This is a genomic window from Vibrio sp. Vb1574 (assembly GCF_033338675.1).
In genome coordinates this window covers 44723-64899 of the sequence record NZ_JAWOTC010000011.1, presented here as the reverse complement: position 1 = coordinate 64899, position 20177 = coordinate 44723, and the positions used below count along the sequence as shown (strand labels likewise).

The 20177-nt window shown below is 41.0% G+C and carries 17 protein-coding genes; 13 read left to right on the top strand and 4 right to left on the bottom strand.

The window, feature by feature from the left end:
- The first annotated feature begins 16 nt into the window (after positions 1–16).
- The 6 genes from R7O12_RS10235 to R7O12_RS10210 all read left to right on the top strand — a co-directional run bounded on the left by R7O12_RS10235 (position 17) and on the right by R7O12_RS10210 (position 5344).
- Complete coding sequence (locus R7O12_RS10235; RefSeq protein ID WP_318125799.1) at positions 17–1204, top strand: beta-ketoacyl-[acyl-carrier-protein] synthase family protein; 1188 nt, start codon at positions 17–19, stop codon at positions 1202–1204.
- Positions 1197–1661: a hotdog family protein gene (locus R7O12_RS10230; RefSeq protein ID WP_005388322.1), complete on the top strand. Its 465-nt coding sequence runs from the start codon at positions 1197–1199 to the stop codon at positions 1659–1661. The genes R7O12_RS10235 and R7O12_RS10230 overlap by 8 nt, the downstream gene beginning before the upstream one ends.
- On the top strand, positions 1658–2383 hold the full coding sequence (fabG, locus tag R7O12_RS10225; protein WP_005388326.1) for a 3-oxoacyl-ACP reductase FabG: 726 nt from the start codon (positions 1658–1660) through the stop codon (positions 2381–2383). Before R7O12_RS10230 ends, fabG begins: the two co-directional genes overlap by 4 nt.
- Entirely contained in the window at positions 2380–3603 is a 1224-nt protein-coding gene (locus tag R7O12_RS10220) for a beta-ketoacyl-ACP synthase (RefSeq protein ID WP_025508283.1), read from the top strand. The genes fabG and R7O12_RS10220 overlap by 4 nt, the downstream gene beginning before the upstream one ends.
- A 418-nt stretch (positions 3604–4021) precedes the next feature.
- A complete protein-coding gene (locus R7O12_RS10215; protein WP_318125798.1) occupies positions 4022–4378 on the top strand; it encodes an Arm DNA-binding domain-containing protein in 357 nt (118 codons plus the stop codon).
- A 51-nt stretch (positions 4379–4429) separates the two neighbouring features.
- Positions 4430–5344 (top strand): site-specific integrase, encoded by a 915-nt coding sequence (locus R7O12_RS10210; RefSeq protein ID WP_318125797.1) that lies wholly within the window; start codon positions 4430–4432, stop codon positions 5342–5344.
- 191 nt (positions 5345–5535) lie between these two features.
- On the opposite strand, the gene R7O12_RS10205 is transcribed toward R7O12_RS10210, so the two are convergent.
- Positions 5536–6864: a type II toxin-antitoxin system HipA family toxin gene (locus R7O12_RS10205; protein ID WP_262656637.1), complete on the bottom strand. Its 1329-nt coding sequence runs from the start codon at positions 6862–6864 to the stop codon at positions 5536–5538.
- A complete protein-coding gene (locus R7O12_RS10200; RefSeq protein ID WP_262656638.1) occupies positions 6858–7097 on the bottom strand; it encodes a helix-turn-helix domain-containing protein in 240 nt (79 codons plus the stop codon). Before R7O12_RS10200 ends, R7O12_RS10205 begins: the two co-directional genes overlap by 7 nt.
- A 637-nt stretch (positions 7098–7734) precedes the next feature.
- Here R7O12_RS10200 and R7O12_RS10195 point away from each other — a divergent pair.
- Positions 7735–9792, top strand: a complete 2058-nt coding sequence (locus tag R7O12_RS10195; protein WP_262656639.1) for a hypothetical protein — start codon at positions 7735–7737, stop codon at positions 9790–9792.
- Between the two features lie 1289 nt (positions 9793–11081).
- On the opposite strand, the gene R7O12_RS10190 is transcribed toward R7O12_RS10195, so the two are convergent.
- Entirely contained in the window at positions 11082–12266 is a 1185-nt protein-coding gene (locus R7O12_RS10190) for a hypothetical protein (RefSeq protein ID WP_140087459.1), read from the bottom strand.
- 90 nt (positions 12267–12356) lie between these two features.
- Between R7O12_RS10190 and R7O12_RS10185 the strand changes: the two genes are divergently transcribed.
- Together R7O12_RS10185 and R7O12_RS10180 are read left to right on the top strand one after the other, a co-directional pair.
- The gene (locus tag R7O12_RS10185; protein ID WP_318125796.1) at positions 12357–12563 is read left to right on the top strand and encodes a helix-turn-helix domain-containing protein; all 207 of its coding nucleotides are present in this window, start codon (positions 12357–12359) and stop codon (positions 12561–12563) included.
- A gap of 13 nt (positions 12564–12576) precedes the next feature.
- Positions 12577–13368: a DNA repair protein gene (locus R7O12_RS10180; RefSeq protein ID WP_069504145.1), complete on the top strand. Its 792-nt coding sequence runs from the start codon at positions 12577–12579 to the stop codon at positions 13366–13368.
- A gap of 544 nt (positions 13369–13912) precedes the next feature.
- On the opposite strand, the gene R7O12_RS10175 is transcribed toward R7O12_RS10180, so the two are convergent.
- Positions 13913–14437, bottom strand: coding sequence for a DNA repair protein (locus tag R7O12_RS10175; protein WP_069504147.1), 525 nt, complete (start codon positions 14435–14437; stop codon positions 13913–13915).
- 142 nt (positions 14438–14579) lie between these two features.
- Here R7O12_RS10175 and R7O12_RS10170 point away from each other — a divergent pair, with 142 nt between their 5' ends.
- The 4 genes from R7O12_RS10170 to R7O12_RS10155 all read left to right on the top strand — a co-directional run bounded on the left by R7O12_RS10170 (position 14580) and on the right by R7O12_RS10155 (position 20120).
- Positions 14580–14810: a helix-turn-helix domain-containing protein gene (locus R7O12_RS10170; protein WP_069504150.1), complete on the top strand. Its 231-nt coding sequence runs from the start codon at positions 14580–14582 to the stop codon at positions 14808–14810.
- A gap of 190 nt (positions 14811–15000) precedes the next feature.
- Positions 15001–17445, top strand: coding sequence for an EcoAI/FtnUII family type I restriction enzme subunit R (gene hsdR, locus R7O12_RS10165; protein WP_262656640.1), 2445 nt, complete (start codon positions 15001–15003; stop codon positions 17443–17445).
- A 56-nt stretch (positions 17446–17501) separates the two neighbouring features.
- Positions 17502–18788 (top strand): hypothetical protein, encoded by a 1287-nt coding sequence (locus R7O12_RS10160; protein WP_318125795.1) that lies wholly within the window; start codon positions 17502–17504, stop codon positions 18786–18788.
- Positions 18789–18791: 3 nt separating this feature from the next.
- Positions 18792–20120: an MATE family Na+-driven efflux transporter gene (locus R7O12_RS10155; protein WP_262656642.1), complete on the top strand. Its 1329-nt coding sequence runs from the start codon at positions 18792–18794 to the stop codon at positions 20118–20120.
- Positions 20121–20177: the final 57 nt, after the last annotated feature.

The following is a 20177-nucleotide window of genomic DNA, read 5'->3' as shown; positions in this document are numbered from 1 at the left end:
AATTTAGAATAACAATATGCCTATTCGCTCTTCTCAACCTTTGTATATTCAGGCCTGTGGCTTTCACTCTGCCATGGGACAAGATGATGCGCTCATCCACCAGTGTTTATCAGGAGCGAAGCCATCCAACATGGTGGTTGACCGAGATATTTTAAATTCAGGCCGCCAAACAGTAATCGGTCGAATTGCACAGACGTTACCGCAATTACCGACCGCACTCAGCCAGTTTGATACGAGAAACAACCGCCTCGCACTTTCGGCTTTGCAGCAAATCGAAGGCGACGTGCGTGACGCCATGGCTAAATATGGTCGTGACCGTATCGCAGTCGTGATCGGCACCAGCACATCTGGCATTTCAGATGGCGAAATCGCATTTGGTGAAAAGCTGGCAAAGGGTCATTTTCCTGCCGACTACCATTACACCAAACAAGAGCTTGGCAACTGCAGCGATTTTATTGCCGCCTACTTTGATTTGAGCGGCCCACATTACTCAGTTTCAACCGCCTGTTCTTCTAGTGGCCGTGTCTTTTTAACCGCGCAACGCCTGATTCGCTCTGGCATTGTTGATGCGGTTATTGTGGGTGGTGTGGATACCATTTGTCGCCTCACACTAAACGGCTTTAACGGTTTAGAAGCTCTATCCGATAGCCTTTGTAAGCCGTTTGATCAACATCGCAACGGCATCAATATCGGCGAAGCCGCAGCATTAATGTTGCTAAGCAAAACACCTGCGCCCGTTGCTCTTCTCGGAGCTGGCGACAGCTCAGACGCACACCATATTTCCGCACCACATCCAGAAGGGGTAGGCGCAGAAGAAGCGATGAAAAAAGCGTTGGCCAATGCAGGACTTACAGCGCAAGACATTGGTTACATCAACGCGCATGGCACAGCAACGCCGTTAAACGATGCGATGGAAAGCAAAGCTATTCATCGCTGCTTTGGAGACTCCGTTCCCGTAAGCTCGACAAAGCCACTTACCGGACACACATTAGGTGCAGCAAGTGCAACGGAAGCCGCGATCGCTTGGCATATTCTCAAGTACAACCTTGATTTGCCAATACAACACTGCGAAACCAAAGCAGACGATATCCATATATCGTTAGTTGAGACGCCAACCAAACTGGGTAACAAAGCGATTCTCAGCAACTCTTTTGCTTTTGGTGGCAATAATATTAGTCTTATTTTTGGTTACGCTCATGACTAAACTTCCTCCCATCGAACAACTTTTGCCACACGACAAACCAATGATCTTGGTTGATCGTGCTTTGGATGTTCAACAAGATACGATTCACTGCCAGGTTGATATCGCAGAACACAACCCGTTCTTCGACTCGACCTCTCAAACCGTGCCAGCTTACGTTGGCATTGAGTTTATGGCGCAATCTGTCGCGGCGTGGTCTGGTTACCACGCATTAATGAAGGAACAAGCGCCACCGATTGGCTTTTTGCTTGGTAGCCGTCGATACACGTCTGAATGCGATACGTTTTCTCGCGGACAGGTGCTCGATGTGTATGCTGAAAAAGTTATGGAAGATAACGGTATGGCGGTTTTTTCAGCCCGTATTGAGCTACAAGGAACTGTTGTAGCGACTTGCCAATTGAACGTTTACGTTCCATCAGAAGAAAAATTACAAGAAATGAAAATCAGGAGTCAACAATGACCCGACAAGTCCTCGTTACAGGTGCCAGCAAAGGCATCGGTAAAGCCATTGCCGTTCAATTAGCCAAAGATGGTTTCCAAGTCATTGTCCATTACATGGGCGATCAACAAGGCGCGCAAGACACCCTAAACACCATCGAACAGCATGGTGGTAGCGGTCGTCTTATCCAATTCGACATCAGTGACCGTGCAGATTGTCGTGAGAAGCTCGAAGCCGATATCGCCGAACACGGCGCTTACTATGGCGTAGTAAACAACGCTGGCATCACAAAAGATACCGCTTTCCCTGCGATGACCGAAGAAGAATGGGATGGTGTGATTCATACCAACTTAGATAGCTTCTACAACGTTCTTCACCCTTGTGTTATGCCAATGGTGCAAAAGCGCAAAGGAGGCCGAATTGTTACCCTTGCATCAGTCTCTGGCCTGATGGGTAACCGTGGCCAAACCAACTACAGCGCAGCAAAAGCGGGCGTAATTGGTGCGACAAAATCACTCGCACTTGAACTGGCAAAACGCAAAATCACCGTCAACTGCGTTGCACCAGGGCTTATCGACACAGGCATGGTAGACGAACACGTGAAAGAACATGCGATGCCGCAAATTCCTTTGCGCCGCATGGGAGAGCCAGAAGAAGTTGCTGGTTTAGTCAGTTACCTTATGTCTGACATCGCAGGCTATGTAACTCGCCAAGTCATTTCGGTAAACGGAGGCCTAGTATGAGCCGTCGAGTTGTTGTAACCGGAATGTCAGGCGTGACTGCGTTTGGTAACGATTGGCAATCTGTCGAACCAAAACTGCGTGACTGCCAGAACGCGACGCAATACATGCCTTCTTACGAACAGTATGATGGTTTGAACACCAAGCTCGCGGCACCAATTTTAGATTTTGAACTGCCAAAGCACTACAAGCGCAAGCAAGTACGCGGCATGGGGCGTGTTTCCAAATTGGCGACCGTCGCAACAGAAAACGCACTGAGCCAAGCAGGTTTGATTGGTAACGACGTACTCACCAATGGTCAAACGGGTATCGCATACGGCTCATCAACAGGCAGTACTGACGCAATCGGTGCATTTGGTGTCATGCTGAATGAGAAAACCACGAAAGCGATCACCGCAACGACTTACGTGCAGATGATGCCGCATACGACGGCAGTGAACGTTGGTCTATTTTTCGGTTTGAAAGGCCGAGTGATCCCAACCAGCAGTGCATGTACCTCGGGCAGCCAAGCAATCGGCTACGCCTACGAAGCGATCAAACATGGCTACCAAACGGTAATGGTTGCTGGTGGCGCTGAAGAACTGTGCCCAACGGAATCCGCTGTCTTCGATACCCTTTTTGCCACCAGTCTGAAGAATGAAGACCCGAAAAGTACACCAAGACCTTATGACTCCGATCGCGATGGTTTGGTGATTGGTGAAGGTGCGGGAACGCTGGTTCTGGAAGAGTACGAACACGCCGTCGCTCGTGGCGCGAAAATCTATGCAGAAATCATCGGTTTTGCCAGCAACTGTGATGCCGCACACGTCACTCAACCACAGATGGAAACCATGCAAATCTGTATGGAAATGGCTTTGCAAAACGCGGGCATTCCTGCTGAGAAGATCGATTATGTATCTGCTCACGGCACAGCCACCGACCGCGGCGATATTGCGGAAAGCAACGCAACAGCGAATGCTCTGGGCAAAGTGCCAATCAGTTCACTCAAGAGCTACTTTGGCCACACACTAGGCGCCTGTGGCGCGATTGAAGCGTGGCTAGGTTTAGAAATGATGCACACAGGCTGGTTCAACCCAACGCTCAACCTAGAAAACCTCGACGAGCAATGTGGCGATTTAGACTACATCGCCGGACAAGGCCGAGAGCTGGACGTGAAATATTTGATGAGTAACAACTTCGCCTTTGGCGGCATCAACACCTCCATCATCTTTAAAAAGATGTAATTCCCTTAGTAAATGCAAAGCGCTGGTTAACCAGCGCTTTTTTGTTGGTGGATATCCAGATTGCTAGAAATTGCAATGGCTAGAATGCCATTCAAAAGTTGTAGATAGAGTGGCAATTACAGCCAAAAACCTAAAAACGACAAAGCCCCGATAACTCAAAGAGTTATCGGGGCTTTTGAATAAATGGCACGCCCTATTGGATTCGAACCAATGACCACATCCTTAGAAGTGATGTACTCACAGGATTACACACAATTACTCAAAGTTATATTACCATTTAAAATCAACGACTTAATGACAATCAACAAGATAACAGTATCACTTATAGTTACATTTGGCTACACTAGACTAAACAGTAACCCGACTACATAGCCGACTACGAAGTTTAGCTAATAGCAGTTCATTCAAGGTAACTAATATGTTAACTGTAAAAGAGATAGAAGCATTTCCTGCAAAAAAAACTGCTTACTATAAACCAGATAGTACAGGCGAAAGAGGAACTGGGCGCTTAACTGTTCAAGTAACTCCTGCAGGATCTAAAATCTTCAAGTTCAAATACCATAAAGAGAAGAAAGAAGTTTTCATCACTTTAGGTAAGTTCCCTGCTCTAACTTTATCTAAAGCACGTGATCTAGCTAACGAGTACAGTACAATGCTCTCTAAAGGATTAGATCCAAAAAATGAGCTAGAAAGGCAGTATGAAGAGAAGAAAATAGCAGAACGTGAAAAAGATCAATTAGGCACCTTTGAGCAACTTATTGAGTTCCATAAGTAGAACAAACAAGATGATGGAAATCGTAGTCACGAAGACGAATATCAGCTCATAGTGAAAAATGTGTTCCCTCATCTCGACATACATCGAAAGGCGAAAGATTTTGAAACTGAAGATTTTTTGGACATATTAGCAATCCCAATTGAAGAAGGATTTGTGGACAAGAGTAATAAAATTCGCTCCATTCTGCATGCGGCATTCAACTTCGCTTTAGGGTACGAAAATAACCCTAAATTCAGAAAAAGAGAAACCAAATTCGCTCTTGACCACAATCCGATATCGAAAATACCAAAACAACCTGAAAAAATTGGTTCACACTTCCTATCTTGGAATGAAGTAACCCAATTACTTTATGACATGGAACATAGATTTGATGATTTAAACCTTGCATACCAAACCAGACAAGTGCTAAGGCTTTGTTTTTACCTGGGAGGGCAACGACCTCACGAAGTGGTAACGATCAAATGGTCGCACATAAATTTTGATCAAAAAACTGTTCTTGTCAGCGAAGCTTTCCAAAAAACAAAGAAAAATCACATGCTTCCTCTGACTAACTCTGCAATCCAAATACTAGAAGAAATCAGAGAACAAACGGCTACTATTGGTAGCCCATTTGTTTTCTTTAAGAAAACAAATTCAAATGAACATATGCCTACCAACACTATTGCTCAAGCACTGCTAACTTACAAAAAAGTTACAAAAATTAGGCCTTTTGTCGCTAGGGACTTTCGGAGAACAGTAAAAACATTGGGAGGGGAAATCAAGATTCCCAAAGAGTACCGTGATCGTATACAGGGGCATGCTATCAATGATGTATCTGGTAGGCACTATGATATGTATGAGTACATTGATGAAAAACGATTGGGACTTGAACTATGGGAAAAGGCGCTCAATTCACGCCTTGAAGATTATAAGCTAGTATTTTTTGAGAGAGAGCTTCCTTGGAAGAAAAAGAGCCTTACCTCCTAATACAACTAATTTTATCTACGATAACTGCCAAGAAAGACTCGATAGCTCAATCACAACCAAGCCATTGCCCTTTCGAGTTACAGGCGTGGCTGACAACTAACAAAGCGAGCGGTAGCTTGACCATCCCCAAAAATATCAAAACAGTCGTGCAATAACTTGCACGACTGTGAGGCTTTTCTTTAAATACTGATTTATTTTTTTGTCAATTGAATTTTCTTGACGGTCTTTAAGACACCGTTAAATATCTTATCTCTTACGCTTTCATTGATATCAGTTGGTAGCGAGTTTCCGACAGAATCAATCACCTCCATTGCCATCGATTCAAACTCATCGAGCAATAAGCGAACCTTTTCTCGCCTTATGTTCGGGACGTTCATAGTGTGAAAGGTATCTTCGAAATGGCGCGGTTGAAGTTGGTGCCACTTCCATTTTCGACCACTAGTACCACGTAAGCTCATTGCCATCTTGATCTTACGCTCACTCAAACCACGCCCACCTGCCAGTGGATGTGCCGAAATAATGTCATACAGTGGTGCAAGCTGATATCGACCAGATGCGGCTATACTTACAGAGAAATTCTTTCCATGCCCGTCAATGGCAGCTAGTAGCCAAAACAATATCTGAGAACGTGCAAAAGTAACGGTATCGTTGATTTCGTATGAGTATCGCAAAATATCAATAGATTCTTCTATGCCGATACCACCGTCAATTTCATATTTTCTAGCTGAGGGAATCCCTTTTGCCTGGCAAAAATCCTCATGGGGCAAGCGCAAGTAATAGCTGTTATCAGAAGATAATTTTCGGTCAAATCGCTCAACAGACAAGGCACGAACATCACCAGCACGAATAATGTCACAGTTTGCCGTTTGAATGCCGAACGCCTTTGCTAGCCTCATACAAATCAACTCATTATCTACACTAGCAGACAAATCAATAACATTGTTCTGAGAAACAATTTCACCTATTGGCAGCTTGATAATATGCGTAGTTGGAGTCATTCCCTGTGGTAGCATCCATCTTCCATCGTAGAACAGTAAGGCTGTCTTTTCCTGCGCTCCCGCTATCGAGATCCTAAAATCATCTTCCTCTTTCAGCATCCCCAAAGGAGCGTCCTCCATATATCCCTTTAGGATTCTAACCAATTCCTTTTCGGATAACGCCTTTGCGGTTATGGTTCGATGATCATCTACATCAAAGCCCTCTGGAACTAGCGTGATAGCACCTACAGCATCTCGACCAACCTTAGCTAATAGGTCGAATGGCTGTTTAGTATCTGCTTTATAGCGAGCCACTATTCTATCTCGTATCTGCTGATTATCTGGCAGTAAGTTATCAAAGAAGTTAATAACCTCACTGCCAGTATACGCATCCTTCCTGAGAGGCATAGAAAGCGAGATAGGGCGACTATTTGATGCTGAAATCCAGTCCGAATCGTAAGTGAAAACATGTGCGCCGTTTGTTCGCTTTTCAAGTACCCCAACCTTTACGCCATTCATGTAAGCATGAAGTCGATTCACCATTCGTCAACAGCCCTTTTAGTTTCAGTAATGTACTCGCCTTTAGGCACAATATGCATTTCTAGCCCATTGATGGACAGGAGCTTGAATAATGTTTCGATCGTGGATTTTTCAGGGTTGCTTTCAAAATTTGATACCGTTGCTTGCCGCAGACCAAGATCTGTTTGCTTTAGGCCGTTGTCCTTTCGGGCTTCGCGTAACGCATTGCCGAGGGCTGTCGGTGTGTTGACTAGCATTATGATACCCTTAGTTAGATATGGAGATAGTGTGCATTATATACCCCATAGAGTATATAATGCAAATATACTCTATGGGGTATATTGAAATAATATACTTCACAGAGTATATTTAATGCCTATACTCTAAACAGTATATGAGCAGAAGTTAGTCAGAACTCTGTCCAGAGCACATATCATCCAAGAGTTTTATGTAAAACGACTTAGTGAAATAGACTAGTCGTAAATAGCCCAACGACATTGTTTGCGATATCTGGTGTAATGCTAAAACTCAAGAGCACACTATCGTTCGCAACTCAGAAGAGATCCTTCTTAGTTGCCTAAATCACCTTTGCCCCAATACGAGTTTGTATCGATGGATAGACTAAGCCTTACCAGCATTTTTACGATACATAAACTAATGAAAAAGCAAAATGCAAGTCTATTGATTGTTAATCAATAAAATCAGAAACCATTAAGAGATTTTAGTCACTTTAAACCATGATGCTTAAAGGATTCTATAGGTAGTGCTTTTCATGTTTTTTATGTATTATTTACTCTAACTTATTGTTTTAACTAGGTCATGAATAAGTGCGTCACTTTTGTAAGCTATTCAATTGATATCGCAGATTGTTCTTTAAATAGGAGACTTTTTACTATGAGTAGTAATGCTGGAGGTGCGGCTACAAATGCTGGTATAGACTTTCAACAACGAATATCTGCATTATTTTTGACACATATGTTTATGGATGTTGTATTTATTGATGATCTAGGTATGGATAAGAACTCGAAGATTGTTGAGTTAACATTTGAGTCTAATAACGAAATCGATGATCTTGTCATCAAAACAGAACAATCTACGATATTCATTCAAGCTAAGAGATCTATCACTTGTTCAGAGTCTGAAAGCTCTGAGTTTTATAAGGTCATAAAGCAGTTTGTTTCACAATATTTAACTAATACAAACAGTAACGATAGATTTGTACTTGCAACGACATCGAAATCATCATCGAAAATCACTGTCGAACTAAAAAAAATATTAGAAAGTATACGGTCTAATGACAAAGGTTTTCTAAATAACCCATTGAACAAATCAGAGCAAGATGTTCTTAGAATAGTTAAGAAAAACATTGCATCTAACTATAAAGACATTACGAATAAACCAGCCTCAGATGAAGTTGTAAATTCTATACTAGAGTTATCACATGTGTCTGTTATTGATATTGAAGAGGGAATGCCTCTAGAGAAAGCAATTCTTACTTTAATATCAGGAAAAGTTTCCGTATTGCCTGAGCTTTTTTGGTCGAACTTAATAAATATTGGACTAACGTTATCAAAAAAACGTTCTTCCATTAACCTAAAAGGACTTGAAGCCAGAATCGGTAAATTTATTGAACAAGAGAAAAAAGAAAACGGGCAAAACAACAGCCTTGATTTTACACTAAAAGGGGGTATCTCCTCAGGAAGGGAAGTTCTAATAATTGAGTCTTTTTCCGAAGATTTTGACTTTATGATTGTTGAATTTATTCGCTTTGAAGACGATGGGGAAAATAGACTTTCTTTTTCCAATAACAAAGTTGAATTGAAAAATGGAGATGAATGGAATGTAATTTATCGGGCTTCAACCTTTGCTGGTGTTGAGCGATATATAAAGGAAAATATAGGTATATTTGAAACCGCTAAAGTAGCTATTTTGGAAATTAATTCAGACGAAAGTGTTGACGAGATGAACGTTGCTAAAAGCCATTCTGAGTTATGCTTAAAGTTAATAAATGAAAACACAGCTCCTTTCGAATGTATAATTTGTGGTGATGACATTTCTGATGACAGCTCTCCGATAATTGAGATTGATGAGATAGGTTTACCTCATAATGTAGGATTAGCCCATAGGGGATGTTTATCTCCTTTGCATAGAATTTTAGGTGTAATAGACTCTGATTTATTCAGAAGCAATAAGAACTTAGTCAATTTTAACTATGATAAATGGTATTTATTGTCTGTTAAAGGGCAGGGATTATTTTCCAGTCTGGCTATGTTACCTAAAAGTCTAAAACCTCTATTCTGGAAACCTGATTATAATAGCCTATCTAAAGGGAAGTACTGTATAAAAATAAACTTGGATGACGGCAGCTCTAGATATGTACAAGATAGAGGCCGTATTCAAAGAGAGACGATTAGCTCCGCAAAAGATAAATCTCAGTGGTTTAATGAACGCTTTAAAGCTGCCTCTGATGAAAATAACCCACATTGCTACACTTCAGATAGTGGCATATTTACTACTTACTCACACGCATTACAATGTAAAAAAGACAATGAGAGTATACTTATATGTAAAGATGCTGAGCCAGTATTATTTACTCGAGCGATAGACAAATCACATTCAGTTTTTGAACGTTATTATGCACCACTAATGATTTTCCTTGATAAGGAAAATGGCCTTCCTATACTGATAAATGACGCAATGATATTTTTATCTAACCCTATTAATGTTGATTCTTTTATAAGAAACTGGGAGCTAGCTGGGGTTGCTTTACCTCCTTTCACAGTTTCAATAATTGAAAGTGACGAAGAATTTGACAAATTAATCATTAACCTAAAAAAAGATGAGGTTACCGTTTTAATTGACCCTGAAATTGACATGAATGGTCAATTAGTTTCAGGATTAATTGTCGAAGATTTTAATGACATGGAAACGTTAATCGAAAAATATAGTTAGAGGTTATCAATGTTTAAACCCTCTAGTTTTAATATGTTTGCACCTAATATTAATTAGGTGTAAACAAATATATTAGTTAAGGATCATTATTGGTTCAAAAATTCATTCAATAACTAGTCATATTAGTTACTGCTTTGATTTATATATCAAGCTAGATTTCAATAACCTCCCGATATATGATTTTTTGGTAACCCACTATAAATATAGTTATAAAAATTCAAATATTGATGTGGTAAGCTCAGGCAGTTAGTTCCATAAGAACAGGTTAGTTAATCTAACTCGAATAGGGTAGGTCTTTCATTTTACTATCTAGTTTAGCCAAACTTCAGCTAATCCGTATTTTTCTAAATTAGCAAAGCCACTGACACGTTTATGTCCAAACATGAGTTTGAATCTAGGCTAGGATTATCTAGGCTAGGATTAACTGACTAAGTAGAGCACTGGTCATTCTTAATAGAAAAGCTACAGAGCTAAGCTCTGTAGCCTAGCTAACTCTGCGCCAATAGATAGATTAGTAACTCTGAACAGGTGGGGAAATAGGCACTACAGGGCTTCTAGTGAGAACAATACCAAATTAAATCGTTATCGGTATTATCAAGAACACTGTTCTCGTAAATTCATAACTACATTAGTTTTTTGTTTTTTGTTTTTTGTTTTTTAATATGAAAAAACAAGTTATGTTTGAACACTGTTCTGAACATTTTCAGTCCTGAACTTACCTATTTACATCCCTAAAGTAATACTAGTCACCCTTATGGATAAAGGCTTTATGGAAACATAAACTACTTTAGTTATCCCTAAAAATCCGATGAAGAGCAAAGCGGATTTTTTCGATGCACGAAAAACCGCTTTGCGTGCAAACCCCAATGCACGAAAGTTCACTTTACGTGCGAAGCAATAGAAAATGTCACACGAAGCACTAAAACTGTCTTTTGCGACACAGCAATTGCTCTCTGCGACAACGAAAAAAAATCAACAAGAGCAAACTTTGCTCATTTATTTTTAATTTTTCGGTATTGCTCCTTATATTAAAGCTATAACCGTTATAATAGTTATAACAGTCATAATAGTTATAACATATTTTTTTGAGGGAATGTAGCCTTATTTAGGTCCAAGGATTAATAACTAATAAATAAAAACGACAATATAAAAAATTATTATTCAAATAAGAAAACTCAAGGCATTTAATAGAGACACTATTCCACGAAAAATCATGCTGCTTGCCAGCATGAATACATTTAGTTATTTACCTATTTGACAATCAAATTATTATAGTTGACCTTCTAGTGCTAAATAATTTTATTCTTCAATTTGTATACAGCAGTTCGTGACACACCTAATATTCTCGCAATCTCATTCATCGTAAGAGATGGGTCATCATCTCTTTCTTTTAATAGCTGTTTCAACTGTTCACGCTTCGCTATGTTAGGATTGGTGCCTTGTTTCGCTCCGCTTAAAACGGGGAAATTATTAACTATCATAAACGCTTCATATCTGCGTATACAGTTTAGGAGTGTCAACGATTTTTGAATGTTATTCGCACTCTTTAACCAGATCAGAGCATCCTTAATTTTCCACAAGTTTGCCTCAACGTCCCCTCCTAGCACCCTTGCAACGTTTACAATCCAATCGTCGTAGCAAGAAGTAATGTTGTCGATATCATTAATTTGCTCGTAAGCATGTGGGTAATGCTCCCGTGCAAATGCCAGTATAGCTTTCGCATAGCTTTGCCAGCCTGCGTTGTCTCGATCCAGTTTGAGTAGCTCAGACATCACCAATCGCGGCTCTACTGAGAATAAGTTGAGCCAAGAATAAAGAGTTCTTGCATCCAAGCGTTCTTTACCTTGTTTATAGTCTTCTAGCTTACTTTGCGCATCTTCATTATCACTATGGCGATAGACGGCAGAAATCAATCTTCTTGTGGCTTTCTTATATGCTAGAGCACTCCTAGAAGAGTGATGATCTCGACAATAGTATGGAGACTGATTCACTCGTTTGTAGCAAAGCGCACAGAAAGGTAAAGCCAAAGTAGTGTGTTTTGTTTGAGTATTGTCAGATGATGGCCTTTGAGGTGTCAATCCCTTCGCTTTAACGAGCATTTGCTCAATCACATCAATGTATTCGATAACTTCATCGTTTTGATCTTGAAGTAATCCTTTTGGTGAGAGATTCGATGTTGGGGTTCTGAAGCTAATAAGCTTATCAATTGATGCAGACAACCCTCCTGCAAAACGAACGAACTCCTTAATGGTATTCGGCTTTCGATCCGCAAAAGTCTTTAGAAAACGAAGATTTAACATTAACACTTCAGACACTTCTAACTCTAAATCAACATCAAATGCTTCAATAACAGATATACCATTTGGACTCTTCTTTTGAGTTAGCTTTTTGTTTTCACTTCTAGATCGTGCTTCAAGTTTCTTAAGGTTGTCCTCCAGTTTCTTTTCAAGTACTACCGCAGCTACCTTATCCATCAGTGTAAACCCCATTACGTCTTTTCTTTAATCTACAACACTTGCGTTTGTTTTCATACGATTACATCAAACAGAAACATAAAAACAAAAATGAGAACAATAAAAATGATAGATAGTAATTTTATAAGAGTTAGTGAGTTGGCTACGTACTTGAACATAAGCAAAGTAACAGTCTGGAGATGGAGGAAAGAAGGTCGCCTTCCTGCTGCTCGTGCAATCAGCCCGAAAATTGTGGGCTGGAAACGAGAGACTATTGAAAGATGGCTCGAAGAACAAACAACAGAGCTACCGTACTAAGGGGTGTAAGTGAATGAACATACAAACTAACGAACGCACTTACATTACAGACTTACGTACCAAGCTTAAGCAGCAATTTATTCAAGAGATGCATAACGCGAACAAGGATCCCGATAAGGGCATTATCTTCGACGTGATGTTTGACGCTTACGAAGCTGCAAAAGCAGAAGGAAAATGTTTTGAGAACCCAGCACAGTTGCAAGCAGCCGTTGGAGGGAGATATGTAAAAGCTCAAATAGCATTTCAAATTCTCGATTCTGCTCAACCTAATACGAATCGATATAATCGAGAAGTTCCCCAGTGGTTTTCCAGCCCGCTAGAAACTGCACTAAAACTCGACATAGCGGCTTTGTGGCAAGCTGTAGAGAGTGACATTGCTAGTATTGTAGAAAGTCGAGTAAAGATAGCTGAACACTGTTCTGAACAGAAACGCCTACAAGCATTACAATCTAGTGAGCTAGTCGAAGAGCTTCAAGACAAACTTGATGAGCTGAAAGAACTACCAGGACAACTGAGTGAACTAAAGATCGACAATGAGCGCTTAAAAACCGAAGTGAGCGTACTTGAAAACAGAGCCTCAACTTTGCAAGCCAGTTCAGACTCTTCATTTGCCTTACAGCGTGAAAACGCGATTTTAGAAGACAACAATGCGAAGCTTAAATCTGAAAATCAGAATATGAGAAAAGAACTTGAGCGAACTGCTGCCCTCTTGCAAGAAACGCTTATCAAGAAAGCTAACTTAGAAGGTCGCTTAGAAGAGCGCGGCGAGTTTTCTAAAACTACCAACAAACGGCATCCAAGCTAAAAATAATACACTTTGCATCACGATAACCTATTCCCACGATTGGGAATAGGTATGATATCTTCTTATCTATTCGAGATAACTGAAATTAGCAATGCCTCAATGCCGTAAGAAGTTAGCCCCACCTCCACAGATGAACACAAGCGAAATATTGAATGTTTTATCTAGGACGAAGTTTAATGCACTGAATGCTGTTCAGTGCGATCGCAAAGGTCAACTTTATGTGGATATTGGAATGAACAATGTTCGCGCTATCATTAACAGCGAGAAGACTCATGTTTCGTTTTTCTGTCGCTATTCCAACTACGTCGAAATCGTCGACTCAATTCTCGAAGCGTTTGCAGCCGAACAAAGCTTAGTCATTGAAAGCAGAGAAAATTCCCCCACAAATTAAAGCAAGATCCCATAGCACCTCACAAATCACTATCGAACCGCTGACTCATTCCCACGCATGGGAATGACTACAAAGAGAGTCCAATTCCGAACCTGGTTCTAGTTCCTAAAGTACGGACCGCAAGTCAAGAACCACCCTTATGTGTATGTAAGCTTAGCGCTTATCTTGACTAATAATCTTCTCCAAAATTTCTTGTTTATATTCAGTAAGTAATGCTTCACTCTCTAGCTTTTCTATTTCGTTGTTCAAATGTTCACCATGAACTGGAAACAGACCCAACAGTTCTTTATGTGCGACTATTTGAACATTAATTTCAACGATTTTGGTGTTTAACTGATCTTGGTATTGTCGCTCTTCGCTAACAGGCTCTGACTCTAAATACCCTTGGCCTACTCTATGCTTTTCTTGTGTGACTTTTGTGCCTCCGACTGCAACAAATTGAGCGTTATTTATTCGAGGGGGACTTAATCGCACAACCTTCCCTTCCTGTTCTAGTATTTTCAAAATTCGATAAGACTGATTATTAAAACGCTCAATATGTTCATCAATGCAGTAATGCGTCTCGAGAAAAGGCCTCAATAGCTTTCGGTAACTAAACAAACTGAAGTACTCTTCTTGCTCATAATGCTGAAGAGTTTCCAAACCGATTTTGTACAACTCTTTAGTACCTACTCTCATATACTTCCTTATCAAATGAGTAATATATTATCCAATCTACGAGTGGGTAATATATTACTCGCTCGTATTTAAGTCAAGTGATTATCATGGAGTCAATTCAATCACTGATGTAAACTGAAAAGAAACTTCGTCATGTAACGGTATGAATAATTTAGCGAAAGAAATAGCTCAAAATATCATTGATAAACGAACAAAAATCGGACTATCAAGCTCCGATGCGAGTATCAAGGCGGGCTTTAGTCGTGGCTACTTAGGTAAGGTAGAAAGAGATGGCGTTCGAATCACAGTTGAAAAGCTTTATCAGCTAGCTCGAGTCCTCGATTGTGAAGTGACTGATCTTTTACCCAAAGATCGATCTGACTTACTGGATTAGGAGAAGCTTAAGCCCTTAAGCTTTTTCACGAACAACTACACTGCTCTCGCAGTGTAGATTTCTACCTGTGTATTTCCTTTGCCAACTTTAGAAAACACCATCCACTTCACTGATAAGTCAGTATCTTTTCTGCTTTTATGCATCCTTTGGTATAGTCATGAAATGCATTTGTACTGAGCTGGCTAATCGCATGGAATCGACAATCAATAAATCAAAGCTATCTGAAACCGACATCATCACGAAATTCATTCTTCCTGCTATCAAAGATGCAGGATGGGATGATATGTCTCAAATCCGTCAAGAGGTTAAACTGCGTGACGGTAAGGTCATCGTTCGTGGTCAGGCAGCAGCGAGGAAAAAGGTAAAATCTGCGGACATCGTCCTTTACCATAAACCGAGCATGCCTCTAGCAGTTGTCGAAGCAAAAGCGAATAAGCATGAAATCGGCAAAGGTATGCAACAAGGACTAGATTACGCCAGCCTACTTGAAGTCCCTTTTGTCTTTGCCTCAAATGGCGACGGATTTATATTCCACGACAAAACCAACCCTGCTCAGCTCGAAACTGAAATTCGACTCGAAGATTTTCCAACACCTCAGCAACTATGGGACAAATACTGCGTTTGGAAAGGTTATAAAACCGAGCACCTTCCAGTCATTACTCAAGATTACCACGATGACGGTAGCGGAAAGTCTCCCCGCTACTATCAGCTACAAGCGATAAACAAAACCGTGGAAGCGGTGGCCGCAGGACAAAACCGTGTACTGTTGGTTATGGCAACGGGTACGGGCAAAACTTACACTGCATTCCAGATTATTTGGCGACTATGGAAGTCCCGAGCCAAAAAACGCATCCTGTTTTTGGCGGACAGAAACATTCTAGTCGATCAAACTAAGACCAACGACTTCCAACCGTTTGGCACCGCAATGACTAAAGTCACTGGGCGAACAGTCGATCCAGCTTACGAGATCCATCTAGCGCTGTATCAAGCTCTGACAGGCCCAGAAGAGCACCAAAAAGCATACAAACAGGTCGATCCTGATTTCTTTGACCTTATTGTTGTTGACGAGTGTCACCGTGGCAGTGCCGCTGAGGACAGCGCATGGCGCGAGATTCTTGAATATTTCGGTTCAGCGACTCAAATAGGGCTAACCGCGACACCAAAAGAAACCGACATCGTGTCTAACACCGAGTACTTTGGCGACGCCATTTATACCTACTCTCTAAAGCAAGGTATTGAAGACGGTTTCTTAGCACCATACAAAGTTGTGCGTGTAGATATTGATGTTGATTTGCAAGGTTGGCGACCAACCAAAGGGCAAGTCGATAAGCATGGTGAAGTCATCGAAGACAGGATCTACAACCAGAAAGACTTCGACAGAACCATGGTAATTGATGAGCGAACAGAGCTTGTTGCACAGACCATCACCAGCTACCTCAAGCGCACCGATCCTATGGCGAAGACCATTGTATTCTGTAATGACATTGACCACGCAGAGCGTATGCGCCGAGCACTAATCAACTGCAACCCTGAGCAAGTTGCTAAGAATGAAAAATACGTAATGAAAATTACAGGTGATGATGAAATCGGCAAAGCTCAGCTTGATAACTTCATCAACCCCAAAAAGGCTTACCCTGTTATCGCGACCACTTCAGAACTTATGACAACAGGTGTCGATGCAAAAACTTGCAAACTGGTTGTTCTTGACCAGGGCATTCAGTCGATGACTAAGTTTAAGCAGATCATCGGTCGTGGTACTCGTATTGATGATCGTTATGGAAAGCTATGGTTTACCATTCTCGACTTCAAAAAGGCAACTGAACTGTTCGCTGATGAGCGCTTTGATGGTGTACCTGAGCGAGTTAAAGAGACAAAACCAGAAGACTTCGATACCGATGAAGGACTCGATGAGATCATCGATGGTGAGGATGAGCTTGAACAAGATGATCCATTTGAAGGGGAAGATATCGACCCTGAAAGCATCCAAGAACCAGAAGCTTCATATGACTCTAGTTCATCTCCTTCAGGTGCTAGCAATGCCGATGATGATTGGCAGGATGAAAACCGAGTTAGAAAGTTCCATGTCAACGGTGTAACGGTGAAAGCCATTGCCGAACGTGTTCAATACTACGATGCCGACGGTAAACTCGTAACCGAATCGTTCAAAGACTATACCCGCAAGACGATGGCAAAACAGTTCACCTCGATGGATGACTTTGTTAAGCGCTGGCAAGATGCCGATAAAAAACGAGCAATCATTGATGAACTGGCAGAGGAAGGCATCATCTGGGAAGCGTTAGAGCTAGAAGTTGGCAAAGATCTCGACCCATTCGACATGATTTGTCATGTCGTGTATGACCAACCAGCACTCACCAGAAAAGAACGCGCTGACAACGTCAAAAAGCGCAACTACTTCACTAAGTACGGTGAAACGGCTCAGCAGGTGTTGAACAACTTACTAGACAAGTACGCAGACGAAGGCGTTCAAGAGATTGAAAATATTCATGTACTCAAAGTTAAGCCTTTTGACGAGATGGGACGCCCTGCTGAAATCGTCAAAAAGTGCTTTGGTGGTAAAGAGCAGTATTTAGAAGCAATTTCTGAGTTGGAAGCTGAGATTTATCAATTAGCCTAATCACCATTTAAACCAAGCTAGAGTTTCTTTAGCTTGGTTAACGACCTCAAGTCACAATGCATATCTATATTTTTGGTAACCTAAATTCAGGTAAAACAACGTTAAGTAAACAAATACAAGGACGTTTGCCTGAGTTCCTTTATTTATCTTTAGATGAGTATCGAATTCGCTTTGGCGATGGAACCGAGCAAGGTGAGCAACTTGCTTGTGAGCATTTCCTTGCTGCGGTTAAACAACAGGAAAACGCTATTGTTGAATTTACAGGATACGGTCAAACGGCTAGCCTTCTTACTAATCAATTAGATAGAAAAACAGGCATATTAATCTGTTGCACTAGAGAAATTGAGCAGAGCATCAATGCAATAGGTGGCGAGAAATACGCAGAAATCCCTTACACATCATCCTACAAAAAACTGCAAGCTGTTGATGAAACTATTAGATTTTTGAAAGATAAAATCATACCGACAGAGCTAGAAGCTCACTGGCAAAGACAGATTTGGCAGTCTTACTGTTTTGACTTCTCTGATAACTTTGATGCCTTCTGGGCGGCCTTCCCATTATCTCAACACACTTGGGTCAGTAAGCTGAATAAAGTATTAAGCACAGATACAAACGTACCTACAGCTCTACTTTACGGAAGCTTGGGGGCTAATCAGTTAACAAAGCGCTCTGATATCGATTTATTTATTCAGTCATCGATTTCGGTTCAGGAGTGGCATAAAAGGCTCCTCAGATTGTTCGGTGAACAATTGGCTCATACCGATATTTTGGGGTCGAAAATCACTCTTAGAACACAAGACCGTTTGCTTATAGAAATCGTTGTAGGCCAATCGCTGTCTGACATTTCTCTTTATTATCGTGAGTCACAAATCTACAACGTTCACTTCACTATTTTAAAGGGTGAACTTGGTCTTGCAGAACAATTAGACGCCGTTACCAAAACACATACAAGCGAGCGAAAGCAAGCCAAAGAGTTGGCCGCTCAGGTTTACTTTTTATTTTGCTCCTTACCGAACCTTATCGCTAACAACGACAGTTACAAGTACCACTTTCACTGCTCTATCATCCAGCACTATTGTGTTCAGCTAGAACATTTATTGCTAAGTGAGTTTAAACACAACTACCTTCCCAAACACGCTGCTACAACATTGATTGACTTCCCATGGCAAGTATTTAAAGGCTCAGCAACTCATATCAGTACAGTGCAATATACTGAACTTTATCAGTACCTCATCACACTGTTCGAACGGCTTAGAAAGAAACAACTGATTAAAAGTAATGGCTATTTCTCTGTGGAGAGTCGCTTTCTCCACGAGATCCCTAGTGAAGATAACAAGGCTTAAAAATTGAAAAATCATCAAATAAAAACAATCAACTACCAACTGTGGCTAGTGCTGATTCTGACAAGCTTAATACCATTAATCTACTCAACTACACGAATCCATTTCTTGGGCAGCATCCCTAGCCCATGGACTTTTAGCATTGCAGCACAAGTTGCATGGCTAAATGTAGGATATGAAGTCCTCAGCGAAGCATTACTTATCCCTCTAGCATTTATTCTAGGCAGAGTTATTCATAGTAATGAAGCTTTTCGCGAACGAGCCAGTCTATCTCTTTTGGTTACCTTAATTTGCTACTTTGTGGTGACCTTAATGGTATTGTGGCTAGCCCCGAACTTTGTAGATGCTATGCAGCAACAGGCTGAATTATTGACCCAAACGATCCAATACATTCGATTGGAATCTGCCGCTATTTGGTTCTCCAGCTTCTATGCTTTTTTGTCTTTGGTTATCGTCCTAAGAAATGAACGAAAGGCGCTGTATGGTCTCCTAATAGTACAAATGCTAATGACGGTCATTTGTGACAGCGTCTTCGTCAGTCAACTACCTTACTCCCTTCAGTTAGGAGTGAATGGTATTGCTCTGAGTAATATCGTAGTCAATAGTCTTCTCGCACTGTTTGCCCTGATTTATTTATCGAAATCAGGGATCACTCTGAGCTTCAAGTTTTCTAAAGGAGATCAATCGCAATGGCTCAAAGAATGGGCAAAGATTGGATGGAAGTCAGGGCTTGAATCGCTCGTTCGTAATACCGCCTTTATTGTCATGATTCTTCAGCTTATTAATCAAGTACAACACGCAGGAACATTCTGGGTTGCTAATCAATTTATTTGGGGCTGGCTACTACTTCCCGTTTTGACATTAGGACAACTGGTTAAGCAAGATGCTGCGACAAACAATGGATTAACATCTGAGCGAGTCAATGGCTACCTTTGGATAACGTTAGGAATTATTACTGTTTGGATACTCACCGCACCGCTTTGGAACAGCTTTATAGCCAATGTCATGGGGATAGAGAACCCAGAATCAATCACCAGTCTAGTTTGGCTAATGGTTGGATTCTATGTCATTTTCAGTTTAAACAACGTCATCGACAGTTACTTTTATGGTATTGGACGCACGGATTTAATGCTGTATCAATCACTTATCGTAAACACCTTGTTTTACGGTTGTGCTTTTGTGCTTTATCAAATCGGTATCTTTGTACCGACGCTTGAACGAATCGCCATAATGTTCGGCTTGGGCATTACTGCTGATGCGCTAATCACTTGGGTGTTGTACCTAGCTCTACGTAGCAAAGCGGATGATATACAAGCTGCTGAAATCCAATCGTGACAACAGTTTGTCTAAATTTCGACTTCACTGGGCCAACCAACAAACTCAAGAAATTAG